The 13,608-nt window shown below is 69.3% G+C and carries 15 protein-coding genes; 2 read left to right on the forward strand and 13 right to left on the reverse strand.

Annotated elements, in window-relative coordinates; all coding sequences use genetic code 11:
- Positions 1–26 precede the first annotated feature (26 nt).
- Positions 27–698 (reverse strand): sulfite exporter TauE/SafE family protein, encoded by a 672-nt coding sequence (locus tag IT359_00700; protein ID MCC6927480.1) that lies wholly within the window; start codon positions 696–698, stop codon positions 27–29.
- Positions 699–1,032: 334 nt separating this feature from the next.
- On the opposite strand from IT359_00700, the gene hypA reads away from it, so the two are divergent.
- Both hypA and hypB read left to right on the forward strand, forming a co-directional pair.
- Positions 1,033–1,380 (forward strand): hydrogenase maturation nickel metallochaperone HypA, encoded by a 348-nt coding sequence (gene hypA, locus IT359_00705; protein ID MCC6927481.1) that lies wholly within the window; start codon positions 1,033–1,035, stop codon positions 1,378–1,380.
- Entirely contained in the window at positions 1,377–2,069 is a 693-nt protein-coding gene (gene hypB, locus IT359_00710) for a hydrogenase nickel incorporation protein HypB (protein MCC6927482.1), read from the forward strand. The genes hypA and hypB overlap by 4 nt, the downstream gene beginning before the upstream one ends.
- Positions 2,070–2,117: 48 nt before the next feature.
- Here hypB and IT359_00715 read toward each other — a convergent pair whose 3' ends face one another.
- From IT359_00715 to IT359_00770, 12 genes are all read right to left on the reverse strand, one after another.
- A complete protein-coding gene (locus tag IT359_00715) occupies positions 2,118–2,318 on the reverse strand; it encodes a hypothetical protein (protein ID MCC6927483.1) in 201 nt (66 codons plus the stop codon).
- Between the two features lie 16 nt (positions 2,319–2,334).
- The gene (locus IT359_00720) at positions 2,335–2,688 is read right to left on the reverse strand and encodes a hypothetical protein (protein MCC6927484.1); all 354 of its coding nucleotides are present in this window, start codon (positions 2,686–2,688) and stop codon (positions 2,335–2,337) included.
- The gene (locus IT359_00725) at positions 2,685–4,046 is read right to left on the reverse strand and encodes a DUF1446 domain-containing protein (protein MCC6927485.1); all 1,362 of its coding nucleotides are present in this window, start codon (positions 4,044–4,046) and stop codon (positions 2,685–2,687) included. The genes IT359_00720 and IT359_00725 overlap by 4 nt, the downstream gene beginning before the upstream one ends.
- Complete coding sequence (locus tag IT359_00730; protein ID MCC6927486.1) at positions 4,043–5,719, reverse strand: acyl-CoA carboxylase subunit beta; 1,677 nt, start codon at positions 5,717–5,719, stop codon at positions 4,043–4,045. Before IT359_00730 ends, IT359_00725 begins: the two co-directional genes overlap by 4 nt.
- Positions 5,716–6,126: a cobalamin B12-binding domain-containing protein gene (locus IT359_00735; protein MCC6927487.1), complete on the reverse strand. Its 411-nt coding sequence runs from the start codon at positions 6,124–6,126 to the stop codon at positions 5,716–5,718. Before IT359_00735 ends, IT359_00730 begins: the two co-directional genes overlap by 4 nt.
- Before the next feature lie 104 nt (positions 6,127–6,230).
- Positions 6,231–7,010 (reverse strand): methyltransferase domain-containing protein, encoded by a 780-nt coding sequence (locus IT359_00740; GenBank protein MCC6927488.1) that lies wholly within the window; start codon positions 7,008–7,010, stop codon positions 6,231–6,233.
- The gene (locus IT359_00745) at positions 7,007–8,701 is read right to left on the reverse strand and encodes a methylmalonyl-CoA mutase (protein MCC6927489.1); all 1,695 of its coding nucleotides are present in this window, start codon (positions 8,699–8,701) and stop codon (positions 7,007–7,009) included. The genes IT359_00740 and IT359_00745 overlap by 4 nt, the downstream gene beginning before the upstream one ends.
- The gene (meaB, locus tag IT359_00750; GenBank protein ID MCC6927490.1) at positions 8,698–9,693 is read right to left on the reverse strand and encodes a methylmalonyl Co-A mutase-associated GTPase MeaB; all 996 of its coding nucleotides are present in this window, start codon (positions 9,691–9,693) and stop codon (positions 8,698–8,700) included. The genes IT359_00745 and meaB overlap by 4 nt, the downstream gene beginning before the upstream one ends.
- A gap of 107 nt (positions 9,694–9,800) precedes the next feature.
- Positions 9,801–10,907, reverse strand: coding sequence for a DUF21 domain-containing protein (locus IT359_00755; GenBank protein ID MCC6927491.1), 1,107 nt, complete (start codon positions 10,905–10,907; stop codon positions 9,801–9,803).
- On the reverse strand, positions 10,904–12,163 hold the full coding sequence (locus tag IT359_00760; GenBank protein MCC6927492.1) for an HlyC/CorC family transporter: 1,260 nt from the start codon (positions 12,161–12,163) through the stop codon (positions 10,904–10,906). The genes IT359_00755 and IT359_00760 overlap by 4 nt, the downstream gene beginning before the upstream one ends.
- A 25-nt stretch (positions 12,164–12,188) precedes the next feature.
- Entirely contained in the window at positions 12,189–12,626 is a 438-nt protein-coding gene (gene ybeY / locus IT359_00765) for an rRNA maturation RNase YbeY (GenBank protein ID MCC6927493.1), read from the reverse strand.
- A 74-nt stretch (positions 12,627–12,700) separates the two neighbouring features.
- Positions 12,701–13,528: a PhoH family protein gene (locus IT359_00770; GenBank protein MCC6927494.1), complete on the reverse strand. Its 828-nt coding sequence runs from the start codon at positions 13,526–13,528 to the stop codon at positions 12,701–12,703.
- Between the last annotated feature and the right edge of the window lie 80 nt (positions 13,529–13,608).

Raw genomic sequence — 13,608 nt, forward strand, 5'->3', positions numbered from 1 at the left:
TCTAACCAGCCACCCACCAATGGCCGTCAGCCCACAACGGTCCGCCAGCCGAGCATCACACCAACCAGCGAAGAGGCGAGCGCGGAGCCAATCCGGATATGCCGGGCGACTCGTGCACTGCGCGCCGCCGCCAGGGCTGAGACGGCGCCGGTAAGGAGTGAGACCATCGACATCCCTGCCACGGTCCCCAGTCCAAAAGCCGCGAGGTAGCCGAACTGCGCCTCGACAGACGACGCAGCTGCCACGAGGAGGGCGATGACCGCCCCGCTCCCCGCCATTCCGTGCGCGACGCCAAACCAGAGGGAGCGCGAGACGGTACGGATGGACGGATCGTGCGAATGCGCCCGCTGCGCGGCGTGGGCGTACGCGTGCGGCATTCCCAGCCCCAGCCGGTGACGGCGCGCCTCGGCAAGGAGCGTGGACACGCCGAGCGCGACGAGGAGAACGGCGACGCCTAACTCCGCCAAGCGATGGAAGTGCGGCGGGACGTGCACGCCGAGGAGGATGAGGGCGATCGCCACCACGGCGACGCTCGCCGTGTGCCCCACGCCCCACGCCACGCCGAGGCGCGCGGCGTGCCCCAGCCCGCGTTCGCGCGTGGCGAGCGTGGTGACCGCCGCAAGGTGGTCCGGCTCGAAGGCGTGCCGGAATCCGACCAGGAAGCCCACGCTGACGAAGGTCAGGATCCCCAGGTTCATGCCGTATCCTCGCCGGCGGCGTGTGATGGCCTGTCTCAGCGCCTGGCCGCGTCGTTCGCGGGCGCCGCGCGTGCAATATCGCGTGTCGCGCAGTGGCGCGCAGTGGCGCGCAGTGTCGCGCTTTGGCGCGCTTTGGCGTGCGGCTGCGGCCGCTCCGGGTGAGACTGACCGGGATCATGCTGCGGCCCGTCCCTCGCACGGGTAAGGCGCGCGAGAACTTGGAGTCTCCGGGCACACCGGCGAGATTTCGCGTCCAGACGTGAGAAGCACTGCGCACGCACTACGCGCGCCGTGCGCGCGTTTCACGCCCGAGCCGCCGCCCACCCCGAGGTTGATGCACGAGCTGTCACTGGCACAGGGAATCGTCGAACAGGCAACCGCCGCGGCTCGAGAGGCAAACGCCGAACGGGTGGTGGCGGTGCAGCTCAAGGTGGGGCGACTGGCCGGGGTGGAACCGGGCGCCCTGCGCTTCTGTTACGACGCCGCCACGCAGGGGACGTTCCTCGAAGGGTCGCGCCTGGAGATCGTGGACGTGCCGCTGGTCGTCTGGTGCGCGCACTGCCTCACCACCGTCGAGCTCCCCGGCGTGCAGAGCTTTCGTTGCCCCACGTGCGCGACACCGTGCGGCGAGATTCGCCAGGGACGCGAGTTGGAGATTGCCTCGTTGGAGATCGCGCCATGAGCCAGACGCGCATCGTTGAAGTCCGCGCGGGGATCCTCAAGAAGAACGACGAGCTGGCGCGCGCGCTGCGTGCGCGGTTCGAGGAGGCGGGTGTGTACGTCGTGAACCTCGTCTCCAGCCCGGGGACGGGAAAGACACAGTTCCTCGAGCGCACGCTCACGGAGCTCGTGGCGCGCGGGGTGCGCACGGCGGCGTTGGTGGGCGACCTCGAAACCGACCACGATGCCAGGCGCCTCGCGCGCAGCGGCGCTCCGGCGCGCCAGATCAACACCCATGGGCGCTGTCATCTCGAGGCGGAGATGATCGGCGATTTCCTCGGGGAGTGGGAGCTCTCGGCGCTCGACTTCCTCTTCATCGAGAACGTGGGGAACCTGGTGTGCCCCGCCAGCTACGACCTGGGCGAGGCGCTGCGCGTCGCGCTGCTTTCCGTCACTGAGGGCGAGGACAAGCCGCTCAAGTACCCAACGATGTTCAACTCGGCCGACGTGGCAGTGATCACCAAGATGGATCTCGCCGAGGCCTGCGACTTCGATCGCGCGGCGGCACACGCGGCGATCCACGACGTGCGCCCGGGGATGACGATCCTCGAAGTTTCGTCAAAGCGCGGCAGCGGGATGGACGATTGGATGACGCTCCTGCACGACCGGCGCGCGGCGTGGCACCGGCGCGCGAGGGACGGCAGCGCCTGACGAGGCCGCGCCCGCAGGGGGCGCCTGGCCACGGGCGGCGGGCGTACGCTAGGAGGGAGTGCCGGCGTCGCCGTCGCCGGGAGGCGCCGAGGTGGCGCGCGCTCGATTGAAGAAGCGCATCACCCAGGCCACCGCCACGAAGCCGATGCCGATCGCGCGGATCGTGGCGTCGTCGGTACGCGCCCCGTACGCGAACAGGATCAACCCGATGAGGGTGAGGGCGAGCTTCACCTTCGTGAAGGTGCTCATCCGGGGCGCCCCGTGCTCACGGCGCCGGCGGGAGGCCTAACGAGCTGGCCTCGGCGTCGGGGATGTCGAGCACCATGCGGAGCATGGCTGTGGAGAAGACCTTTCCCTGGGCGTCGGTCTTGAGCGACAGCGTCCCGCCGCCGTCCAGGGCGCCGTGCAGGAGGAAGTTGAGCGCCTTGAGGTTGGGGAGCTCGTAGCGTTGCACGCCGCCGGTGATGACGCCGCGGAAGTGCGCGGCGACGCGCTCCAGCGTGAGCTCGCGCGCGAGCAACGGGTACCACTCCGGCCGGAGCGCGATGACGCCGACGTTGGCGGTGTCGCCCTTGTCGCCAGAGCGGGCGTGGGCGAGGTCGAGCAGGCGGACCTTCATCGCACCACCTCCACCTGGGTCCGGACGACGGTCTTGTCGATCAACGCGGGCCAGTAGGCCACGATTTCCTCGACCTTGGGGCGGCCAGCTGCAAAGCCGGTCACGCTCGGCGGGCCGTTGAGGACCATCGGAATCAGCTCGCGCGTGAAGCGCTCGACCATCGCCTTGTCCTGCCCGCGAACACCAACGCGGAGCTGCACCTCGGGAAGGTCGTCCACGTCGCCGGCCAGCGGACCGTGCGTCGCGTTGGCCCCCACGTACTCGGTGACGACGGTGTCGAACGACAGCCCCAGGTATTCGAGGCGGCGCCGAAGCACCGCATCGGCCGCCTTCGCCTTGGCGAGCGCGTCGGGCCAAGCGTAGACGAGCGTTCCCACCGCCTTGTAGCCGGAACGATAGGCAATGGAGACCTTGAGCTTGTCGGTGGGCGGCCCCCCGGTGATGCCGTACACGCGCACCCGGTCCTCGCCCGCCTGTTGCAGCTGGATCGAGGTGAAGTCGGCCACGACATCGGGCGTGATATACGCGTGGGGATCGCCCATCTCGTAGACCAACTGTTCGGTGACGGTGGAGACGTCGATGCGGCCGCCGGTGCCGGGATGCTTGCAGATCTCGAACGTCCCGTCGGGACGCGCGTCGACGATGGGATAGCCGATGTTCCAGACGTCGGGAATGGTCTGCCAGTCCTTGAGGCAGTTGCCCCCCGAGCACTGGGCGCCACACTCGATGATGTGACCGGCGATGATCCCCGCGGCCATCTTGTCCCAGTCGCCCGCCCCCCAGCCGAACTCGTAGCGCAACGGCGCCATGGTGAGCGCGGTGTCGGTCGAGCGTCCGGTGACGACGACGTTGGCCCCCCTGCCTAACGCCTCGACGATGGGGTCGGAGCCGATGTACGCGTTGGCCGAGAGGACGCGGTCGCGCACGAGCGACAACGGCTCGCCCGTGTCCATGTTGGCAAGGGCGTGCCCCTGCGCCATGAGTTCATCGAGCCGCGGCAGGAGATCGTCGCCGGTGACGACGCCGAGGACGAGTTGTCCCCGCACCCCCTTCTGGTCGGCGAGGGCGAGGAGCGCGTCGGCGCAGGCGCGCGGGTTCACCCCGCCCGCATTCGCAATCACCTTCACGCCGCGCTCGACAATACCCGGAAGCACCGACTCGATGGCCCCGATGAAATCGCGCGCATACCCCATGCGGGGATCGCGCTCCTTCTGCTTCTGGAGGATCGACATCGTGACCTCGGCCAGGTAGTCGAGCATCAGGTAGTCGACCTGGCCACCCTCCACCTGGCGGCGCGGCGCCTCCAGCCAATCGCCCCAGAAACCCTGGCCCGAGGCGACACGAACGAGTGATTTCACCGAGCAATCTCCGGTTGAGGCGGGAGCACGAAGGCCCCGATGTGCGGTCCGCTGTTGTGGCGCGAGGCACGGAGGGCGATCGCGAGGGTGTGGCGCGTGTCCTCGGGATGGACGATGGCATCGACGTAGCCGCGCGCCGCTGCATAACGAGCGTCGAGCTGGTGTTCGTAGTCGGCGCGCATCTCGTCGATGGAGCCCTGCACCTCGGGGGCGAGCGCCTTTCCCGCCTTCCTGGCGGCGTCGATCGCAACGCCGTGCACGGCCTGGATGGCCGACTCGCCCTCCATCACCCCCATGCGCCCGGTGGGCCAGGAGAAGATGAAGTCGGGGTCGAACCCCTGCGCCGCCATCGCGTAGTAGCCGGCGCCCGACGCATGGTTTACCGTCAGCACCAACTTGGGGACGCGCGCGCAGGCCATGGCCTCGACGAAGCGCGCACCGGCGCGAATGATTCCCTCGTGCTCCGCTTCGGCGCCCACCATGAAGCCCGAGACGTCCTGCACGAAGAGGATCGGAATCCCCTGACGGTCGCAGCGATCGATGAAGTAGGCGACCTTGTCCGCGCTCTCGGCGTAGACGATCCCGCCAAAGCGCGGCTTCTCGCCCGGACGCCCCTTGATGAGTCCGCGCTGGTTGGCGATCACCGCGACCTGGATGCCCTCGATGGCCCCGTCGCCGCAGATCATCTCACGGGCCAACTGGGGCTGGAACTCGTCGAGCGCTCCGTTGTCGAGGATGGCGCGGAGGACGGTGTGCATGTCGTACGACATGCGATGGTCCGCGGGGAGGAGGTCGTAGAGCGCGTCGGAGTCGGCGGCGGTGGTTGCGGTGGTTTTGGTACTGAGCGGGTTGGAATGGTGAGGGCGGTTGGGGTCGGCGGAGGTATTTTCAAAGCGGGGGGGGGCCCCCGCCCCCTCCCGCGGCAACCGAGCCACCAACTCGCGAATCTTCGCCACGCACGCCGGATCATCATCCACCGCGTAGTGCGCCACCCCGCTCACCTCGGTGTGCGTCGTCGCACCGCCCAGCGTCTCGCCGTCGATCGTCTGCCCCGTCGCCCCCTTCACCAGGTTGGGACCGCCCAGCCCCATGAACGACGTCCCCTTCACCATCAGGATCACGTCGCTCAACGCCGGCAGGTACGCGCCGCCGGCAATGCACGGCCCCATCACCGCCGCAATCTGCGGAATGCGCAGGTAACGGCGCATGATCGAGTTGTAGTAGAAGAGCCGCGCCGCACCGTATTGACCGGGAAAGACGCCGCCCTGGTACGGGAGGTTCACCCCCGCCGAGTCGACGAGGTAGATGATCGGGATGCGACAGCGCATCGCAATCTCCTGCGCGCGCAGCATCTTCTTGATCGTCTCCGGCCACCACGACCCGGCCTTCACCGTGGCATCGTTGGCCACGATGACCACTTCGCGCCCGTGCACGTGGCCAATTCCCGTGACGACACCGGCGCCCGGCGCCTGGGAGTCATACTGGTCGTACGCCACGAGCAACCCGATCTCGACGAAGGTCGTCCCCGCATCGCAGAGGGCGTCGATGCGTTCGCGAGCGGTCAGCTTTCCCTGTGTATGCTGCCGCGCGATCTTGTCCGCCCCGCCCCCTTGCCGCAGCGCCGCTTCGAGCGAGCGGACCTCCGCGCTCAGTTCACGAAGTCGCGACGTCATGCGGCCGGCTGATGCTGCTGAAACCAGTCCCGGATGTACTCCACCAGCGCGGCCGTCGGCGTCCCGGGACCAAACAGCTCGCCGATTCCCAGCGCGCGCAGCGCCTCCATGTCTTCCCTGGGGATGATTCCTCCCCCCGTGATGAGGATGTCCTCGCGACCGGCGTCGACGAGGAGCTGTCGCACGCGCGGGAAGAGCGTCATGTGCGCCCCACTGAGGATGGAGAGCCCGACCACGTCGACGTCTTCCTGGACCGCCGCCGTGGCGATCATCTCGGGGGTCTGGTGCAGGCCGGTGTAGATCACTTCCATGCCGGCGTCGCGCAACGAGGCAGCGACGACCTTGGCCCCGCGGTCGTGACCGTCGAGGCCCGGCTTGGCAATCAGCACGCGAATGGGTCGGGACATGTCGGGAACGCCGTTGAGGGGACCGGCGACAAGAGGGTGCAGGACGTTGAATTGCATACAAAAAGTAGCCGCCCGCGCCTCCTGACGGCAGGGTAGCAGTCCCCCTAGTCGCGCCGCGCCACCAGCATCATTTCGCTCGACCGGCGCCGCAGCGGCTTCTCGGTGAACGCTTCGAACGCCTGCTCCACGACCAGCCCGGCGGCGGCGCACAATTCGGAGATTCGCGTGGCCGTGTACAACCGGATTCGGTGCTCACGCTCGCCTTGCACCTTGGGCCCGCGAAAGGTCGAGCGAATCGTCAGCACGCCGGAGAGCGGGTCGAACGAGCGCTCATGCGCCACCATGGTCCCGTTGTCGGAGAGCCACCAGTCCTTGGAGAGGAAGCGCGCCATGACGCCGTCGCGGCTCCCGCCGTGCCAGACGAGGACGCCGCCAGGCTTGAGCACACGGGCAAACTCGGCGATCACGCGTGCGTCGTCGTCGGGCTCCACGAAGAAGCCAAACGACGTGAACAGGTTGACGACCGCATCGAATCGTCCGGTCCAGCGCGCGGGGAGCGTTCGCATGTCGCCGCGCGTGTAGCGCAACGTCTTCCCGGTCCCGCGCGCCTTGGCCTTGGCGAGGAGGTGCGCCGAATAGTCGAGCCCATCGACATCGTAGCCCGCCTCCGCCAGCAGGTGCGCATGCCGTCCCTGCCCGCACGGCACGTCGAGCACCCGCGCCCCAACCGGCAGCTGCAACACCTCGAGGAGCCGCGCCACCTCCTCCCGATCCTTCTGCAACGTAAAGATCGGTTCGTACTCCAGGAGGTACTGCGCATCGAAGTACGACGCCCACCACTCCTCCCCTCGTCTTCTCGTCTTCCCGTCCTCTCGTCTTCTCAAAAGAACACCGGCTCCCGGTACGCCCCGAACACGTCCTCCATCGCGGCGCGGATCTCATAGAGCGTGCAATACGCCCGGGCGCAGTCGAGGATGAACGGGATCATGTTGGCGTCGGTGCGCGCCGCTGCGCGCAGCGCATCGAGTCGCTGCTGCACGAGCGCCGCGTCGCGCGACGCGCGCAACTCGGCGAGCCGCTGGCGCTGCGTGTCGTCGGCCTCCTTGCCCACCTTGAGCACCGGGATCGACAGCTCCGGCTCCTGCGTCACGAACTCGTTCACGCCGACCACCAGCCGCCGCCGCTGCTCGATCTCCCACTGCTGGCGCATCGCGCTCTCGGCGATCTTCCGCTGGAACCACCCCTGTTCGATCCCCTTCACCACGCCCCCCTGCTCCTCGATCTCGGCAAAGATCTGTTCCGCCGCCGCCTCGAGCTGGTCGGTGAGCGCCTCGACGTAGTAGGAACCGCCTAACGGGTCGGAGACATTGGGGACGCCCGTCTCGTAGGCCAGCACCTGCTGCGTGCGCAACGCCACCTGCACCGCCGCTTCCGTGGGGAGCGCCAGCGTCTCGTCCATCGAGTTGGTGTGCAGCGACTGCGTCCCGCCCAGCACCGCGGCCATCGCCTGGTAGGCCACGCGCACCACGTTGTTCATCGGCTGTTGCGCCGTGAGCGTCACCCCCGCCGTCTGCGAGTGGAAGCGCAACATCCAGGAGCGCGGATCCTTCGCCCCGTAGCGCGCCTTGAGGCGCCGGGCCCAGATGCGCCGCGCGGCACGCAGCTTGGCGATCTCCTCGAAGAAGTCGTTGTGGATGTCGAAGAAGAACGACAGCCGGGGCGCGAACGCGTCGACGTCGAGCCCGCGCGCCATCCCGCGCTCCACATAGGTGAAGCCGTTGGCGAGCGTGAAGGCCAGTTCCTGCGCCGCGGTCGCGCCCGCCTCGCGAATGTGGTAGCCGCTGATGGAGACGGTGTTCCACTTGGGGGTGTGCGTCGCCCCCCACTCGAAGAGATCGACGATCAGGCGCAACGCCGGCTCGATGGGATAGACCCACGCGTGCTGCGCCATGTACTCCTTGAGGATGTCGTTCTGCACCGTCCCCATGATCTGCGCGGGACGCACGCCCTGCCGTTCGGCAGCCGCAACGTAGAAGCAGAAGAGGATGACGGCCGGACCGTTGATCGTCATCGAGGTCGAGACCTGGTCGAGCGGAATCCCCTCGAAGAGCGTCTCCATGTCGGCCAGCGACGAAATCGCCACCCCCGTCTTCCCGACCTCGCCCTCGGACCGCGGATGGTCCGAGTCGTACCCCATGAGCGTGGGGAAGTCGAACGCGGTCGAGAGCCCGGTCTGCCCGTGCTCGAGGAGGAACTTGAAGCGCTGGTTGGTTTCCCGCGCCGTGCCGAAGCCGGCAAACTGGCGCATCGTCCACAACCGCCCGCGATATCCGGTGGGGTGGATGCCGCGCGTGTACGGGAAGTCGCCCGGCAGGGGGAGCGCCAGCGGATCGCCCGGGAGGACGTCGAGCACCGTATAGACGGGGTCGACCTCCTTGTCCGAGTTCACGAAGGCGATCTCGCGCTTCTCGCCCTGCTCGAAGCGCGCGCGCCACCGGTCCACCTCTCCCCGAAGCCGCTCGATCTCCTCCTGCTGCTCGCGAACGGTATCCGCCAGGTCGCGCGTCGACGTCATGGGTCGGTCCTCGTTAGGATGCCGGCACCGCGCCGCAACAGTTCGTCGGCGATGCCAAACGGCGTGCTGGTTCCTGCCTCGACGCCCGGGAGTGCGTCGTCGATGAACGCCCGGATCGCCGCATCGTCCCACACCCGGCGGCGCAGGCGCTGCTCGGCCACCTCGATGATCTGCTCGCGCCAGCGCGCGCGGCGCCGTCGCGTCAGTTCCCCGCTCGCCTCAAGATAGCGGAAGTGGCGATCGAACGCGTCGACGAGGTCGGCGATCCCTTCGCCCTTTGCCGCCACGGTGCGCAAGACCGGCGGAATCCATTGCTCCTCCTGGTCGCCGCGCGCCGCCGCGCGCGCCACGCGTCCGGGGTTGTTGATCGTCGCCAGGTCCACCCCGTGATGCGCCGGCACCTGCCGCAGGGCGATCCCGGCGCGCATTCCCAGCATCAGCTCGATGTCGTTGCGCACGCGGTCCGCCCCTGGGCGATCGGCCTTGTTCACGGCGAACAGGTCGGCGATCTCCATCAAGCCGGCCTTGAGCGTCTGGATCGAGTCGCCCGACTCTGGCACGAGGACCACCAGCGTGCTCTCCGCCGCGCGCGCGATATCGAGTTCGCTCTGCCCGACGCCGACTGTCTCCATCAGGATGCGGTCGAAGCCATAGGCGTCGAGCACATCCGCCACCACGCGCGTGGCCGACGACAGGCCGCCTAACGACCCGCGCGTTGCCAGCGACCGGATGTACACCCCCGGGTCGAGCGCCACCTCCTCCATGCGGATCCGGTCGCCCAGCAGCGCGCCACCCGTGAAGGGCGACGTGGGGTCCACCGCGACGATCCCCACCGTCAGCCCCACCTCGCGATAGGCGCGCGTGAGCTGCGTCGTCAGCGTGCTCTTTCCGGCACCGGGGGGCCCAGTGATGCCGATGCGGCGCGCCCGCCCAAGCCGCGCGTGCAGCACCGCCAGCAGCGCGTCGAAGCCGTCACGCTGGTTCTCCACCATGCTCACCACGCGCGCGAGCGCGGCCGGCTTGCGCGCGTCGAAGTCGGCGAGCAGTCGCGTCAGCGCGGGCGCGAGGACAGGCGAGTCGGGGATCACGGGAGGAAAAACTAGTGGGCGCGCGGTCGCGGCGGCGCCGACGCGTCGGGAGGCGCCGCGCTCGTCGCACCGACAGCGCCGGGCACGGAGGGCGCTGTGGGCGCGCTGGGCGCTGTGGGCGCACTGGGTGCAGCGGGTGCAGCGGAGACCGACGGGGACGGCGCTGCGCCGGGCTCGTCGTGCTCGTCGCGGATTTCGCCGACCAACTCCTCGAGCAGGTCCTCCAGCGTCACGACCCCCGCGGTCCGCCCCTCTGCGTCACGCACCACCGCCAGGTGCGATCGCCCCCTGATCATCCGGAACAGGAACTCGTTGCACGGCATGTCGGCGGTGGCGAAGGTCACCGGGCGGAGCGGCGGCCGCTCATCTCCTTCGATATGCAACAGGTCGAAGGCGTGCAGCATCCCCCGCACGTCGTCCAGCGAATCGCCATACATCGGGACGCGGCTGTAGCGGGACTGCGCCACCTGGCGCGCCACCTCAGCGTTCGGCGTGGCGACGGCGAGTGCGAAGACATCCTTCCGTGGAGTCATGACCTCGCCCAGCGTCTTCTCCGCGAACTGCACCACCCCTTCGATGATGGCGATCTCGGTATGTTCGCCGACCCCTTCCAGCTCGCCCTCGCGCAGCAGCTCCTCCAGCGCCTCGGCGTCGGTGGCCTGCTCCGTCGCCGCCTCGCGCCGGGCCTCGCCCGTCAGGCGGCGCGCCAGCAGGAGGATGGGCATGAAGAGAAACTCCACCAGGCGCAACAGGGGGAGGAGGAGCGGAATGAGGATGCTCGACCAGCGGCGCGCCACCGCGCGCGGGACCAGCTGCCCCGCCAGAAGGAGGGCAAGGGCATACAGCACGATGGCCCGCGCGTGCGCGAGCACCCCGCCCTGCACCGCCGTGGCGATGAAGGTGCCGGCCATGAAGACGACCATCGCCACCCCGGTCGACGCCGCCAGGAGCAATCGTTGCGGGCGTTCCAGGTACAGCGCCGCCGTCTCCGCCCCGCGCAGCCGCCGCTCGACCCAGTGACGCAACCAGATGCGGCTGACGGAACGCACGGCGGTCGCCGCCGCGGTGAGCCCGGCCACGATCCCGATGGTGATGAGGAGGAGGGTCGCGTCGCTCATGGTTCCCCGTCCGCGCGCCACTCCTCCGGCTCGGGCTCCGGCCGCTCGCGCTCGAGGTACACGCGTTGCACCCGGCGGCGCACGACGCGCTCCACCACCACGCGAAAGCCGGGAAGGGTCAGCTCCTCGCCCGAACGCGGGACGCGCCCCAGCACCTCGTACACCAGCCCGCCTAACGTCGACACCTGCTCGTGCCGCAGGTCGACGCCCAGCACCTCGGACACCTCGTCCAGCGTGAGCCGCGCCGAGATCCAGAAGCGGTCGTCGCCATCGCGCTCGATGGGCGCCTCCTCGATGTCGTACTCGTCGCGGATGTCGCCCACGATCTCTTCCAGCACGTCCTCGATCGTGATGAGTCCCGCCGTACCGCCAAACTCGTCGGCCACGATGGCGATGTGCATCCCGCTCGCCTGGAAGTCGCGCAGCTGCGCATCGGCCTTCTTGGCCCCGGGAATGAAGACGGGCGGGCGCACGATGGTCGTCCAGTCGTCGGGAACCTCGTCAGCCACAATCGCCGGGAGGAGGTCCTTCGCGAACAGGATCCCGATCACGTCGTCGATCGATTCGCGGAAGACCGGGATGCGCGCGTGTTCCGAACTGCGCACGCGGTCCACCACCTCCGACCATGGCGTGTCGCGATCGAGGGCGACGATGTCGACACGCGGCACCATCAGCTCGTGCACCTCGGCCTCGCCGAGCCGAAAGACGGAGTTGAGGAGTCCGCGCTCCTCCTTTCCAACCTCCGCCTCGGCGGCGACGACCTGCATGAACTGCTCGGCCGTCGCCTCGCGCTCCTCGGTGCGGTCGGTGGGGGGCGGGAGGAGGCGGTGCAGCGTGGCGTCGATCCACCCGCCTAACGCCGAGATGGGCGCGAGTCCCTGCTCCACCACGCGGATGAAGCCGTACAGGCGCGTGGCTGTCCGCGTCCCTGCGACGCTCCCCGCGCTGCGGGCGAGCGACTCGGTGAGCCCTACCAGCACCAGCGCCGCCAGCACCCCGGCGAGGATCGCCTCGCCCCGGCTTCGCGCCGCGAGGTCGAGCGCCGATGCCACGCTCACCCCGCCGGTGAGCTGCGCCATGACGCGGGCGAAGGCCAGCGCGCGATGCGTGCGTTCGCGCCGCGCGTGCAGCGCGCCGAGCGCCGGGGGGAGTGGCTCATCGGGATCGAGGGCGAGCATGGCCCCGTCCGAGGCGGCGCACAACGCCGCCACGAGAGCGGCGAGCACGGCGATGGCCCACGCGACCAGGGTCAGCATGCGACTCCGCCCGGGACCAATGCGGTCACCATGCCCCCGCCTGCCGCAGGCGAGCCACCCAGCGCTCCTGCCGGCGCCACATCGGGGCGCGCAGCCGTTCCTCCCCCTCGGGATGGTCCCACCCCAGCGCGTGCAGGACGCCGTGCACCGTCAGCCGCGCCAGCTCTTCCCGCCAGGAGCAACCGGCCGCCGCCGCGTTGCGCCTGGCGAGCTGCGCGGCGATGTAGACGTCGCCGACCACCGGCGCGGCAGGTGCAACCTGCGCGTGCTGGAAGGTGATGATGTCGGTGGGGCCGCGGTGCCCGAGGTGGCGCCAGTTGAGCCGTGCCATCTCGCGATCACCCACAAACGTTACGGTGAGGAGCGCCGCGCGTGTCCGCTCCCCCGCGAGGACGCGCGCGCCGATGGCGGCCACGCGCTCGCGCGAGAGCGGGAGTCGTCCCACCGTGCTCGAGACGCGCACATCAAGCTGCTGCGGTCGCGCGCGCCGTGAACGAGCGCGCGATCTTCCGGGAGAAGGGTCGTCGTCCATGCCGGTCAGGCGCCCAGGTCCTCGGCGTACGCCCGGATGATCTCGCGCACCAGGCGATGCCGCACCACGTCCACGTCCGACAGGTAGTGGATCGCGATCCCCTCGATGTGCGACAGGATGCGCTCGATCTGCAACAGCCCCGACTCCTCGCGCTTGGGGAGGTCGATCTGCGTCTTGTCGCCGGTGATCACGGTCTTCGAGTTGGCCCCCAGTCGCGTGAGGAACATCTTCATCTGCGCGTTGGTGGCGTTCTGCGACTCGTCAAGGATGACGAAGGCATCGTTGAGCGTGCGCCCGCGCATGTAGGCGAGCGGGGCGATCTCGATGACGCGCGTTTCCAGCGCCTTCTGCATGCGCTCCAGCGGCATCATGTCCTCGAGCGCGTCGTACAGCGGGCGAAGGTACGGATCGACCTTGGCCTGCAGGTCGCCGGGAAGGAAGCCGAGGCTCTCGCCCGCCTCGACCGCCGGGCGCGCGAGGATGATGCGCCGTACGCGCTTGCGTGAGAGCGCGTCGACCGCGGCGGCAACCGCGAGGTAGGTCTTCCCCGTCCCCGCCGGCCCGATGCCGATGACGATGTCGTGCTCGGCGATCGCCTTGAGGTACGCCGCCTGTCCCGGGGTCTTGGGCTGGATGATGCGGCGCACCCCGGGGAGGGCGATGCGAAGGTCATCCTCGGCGCCGTCGCGCGAGGCGTCCAGCGACATGCGCAGGACGTCGTCGGCCTCCAGCGCCCCGCGCTGGCGTGCCGTGTCGATCATCCGCTGGGCCACGGCGATGGCGCGTTCCACCGTGTCGGGGAGCCCGGAGAGCGTGAGCGTGTCGCCCCGCATCGCCACGCGCGCGCCGGTCACGCGTTGCAGCTCCACGAGGTTGATGTCGTTGACGCCGGCCAGGGTGAGCGGGTCGGCCC

Source organism: Gemmatimonadaceae bacterium (genome assembly GCA_020852815.1).
In the GTDB taxonomy this organism is placed as follows: Bacteria; Gemmatimonadota; Gemmatimonadetes; order Gemmatimonadales; family Gemmatimonadaceae; genus SCN-70-22.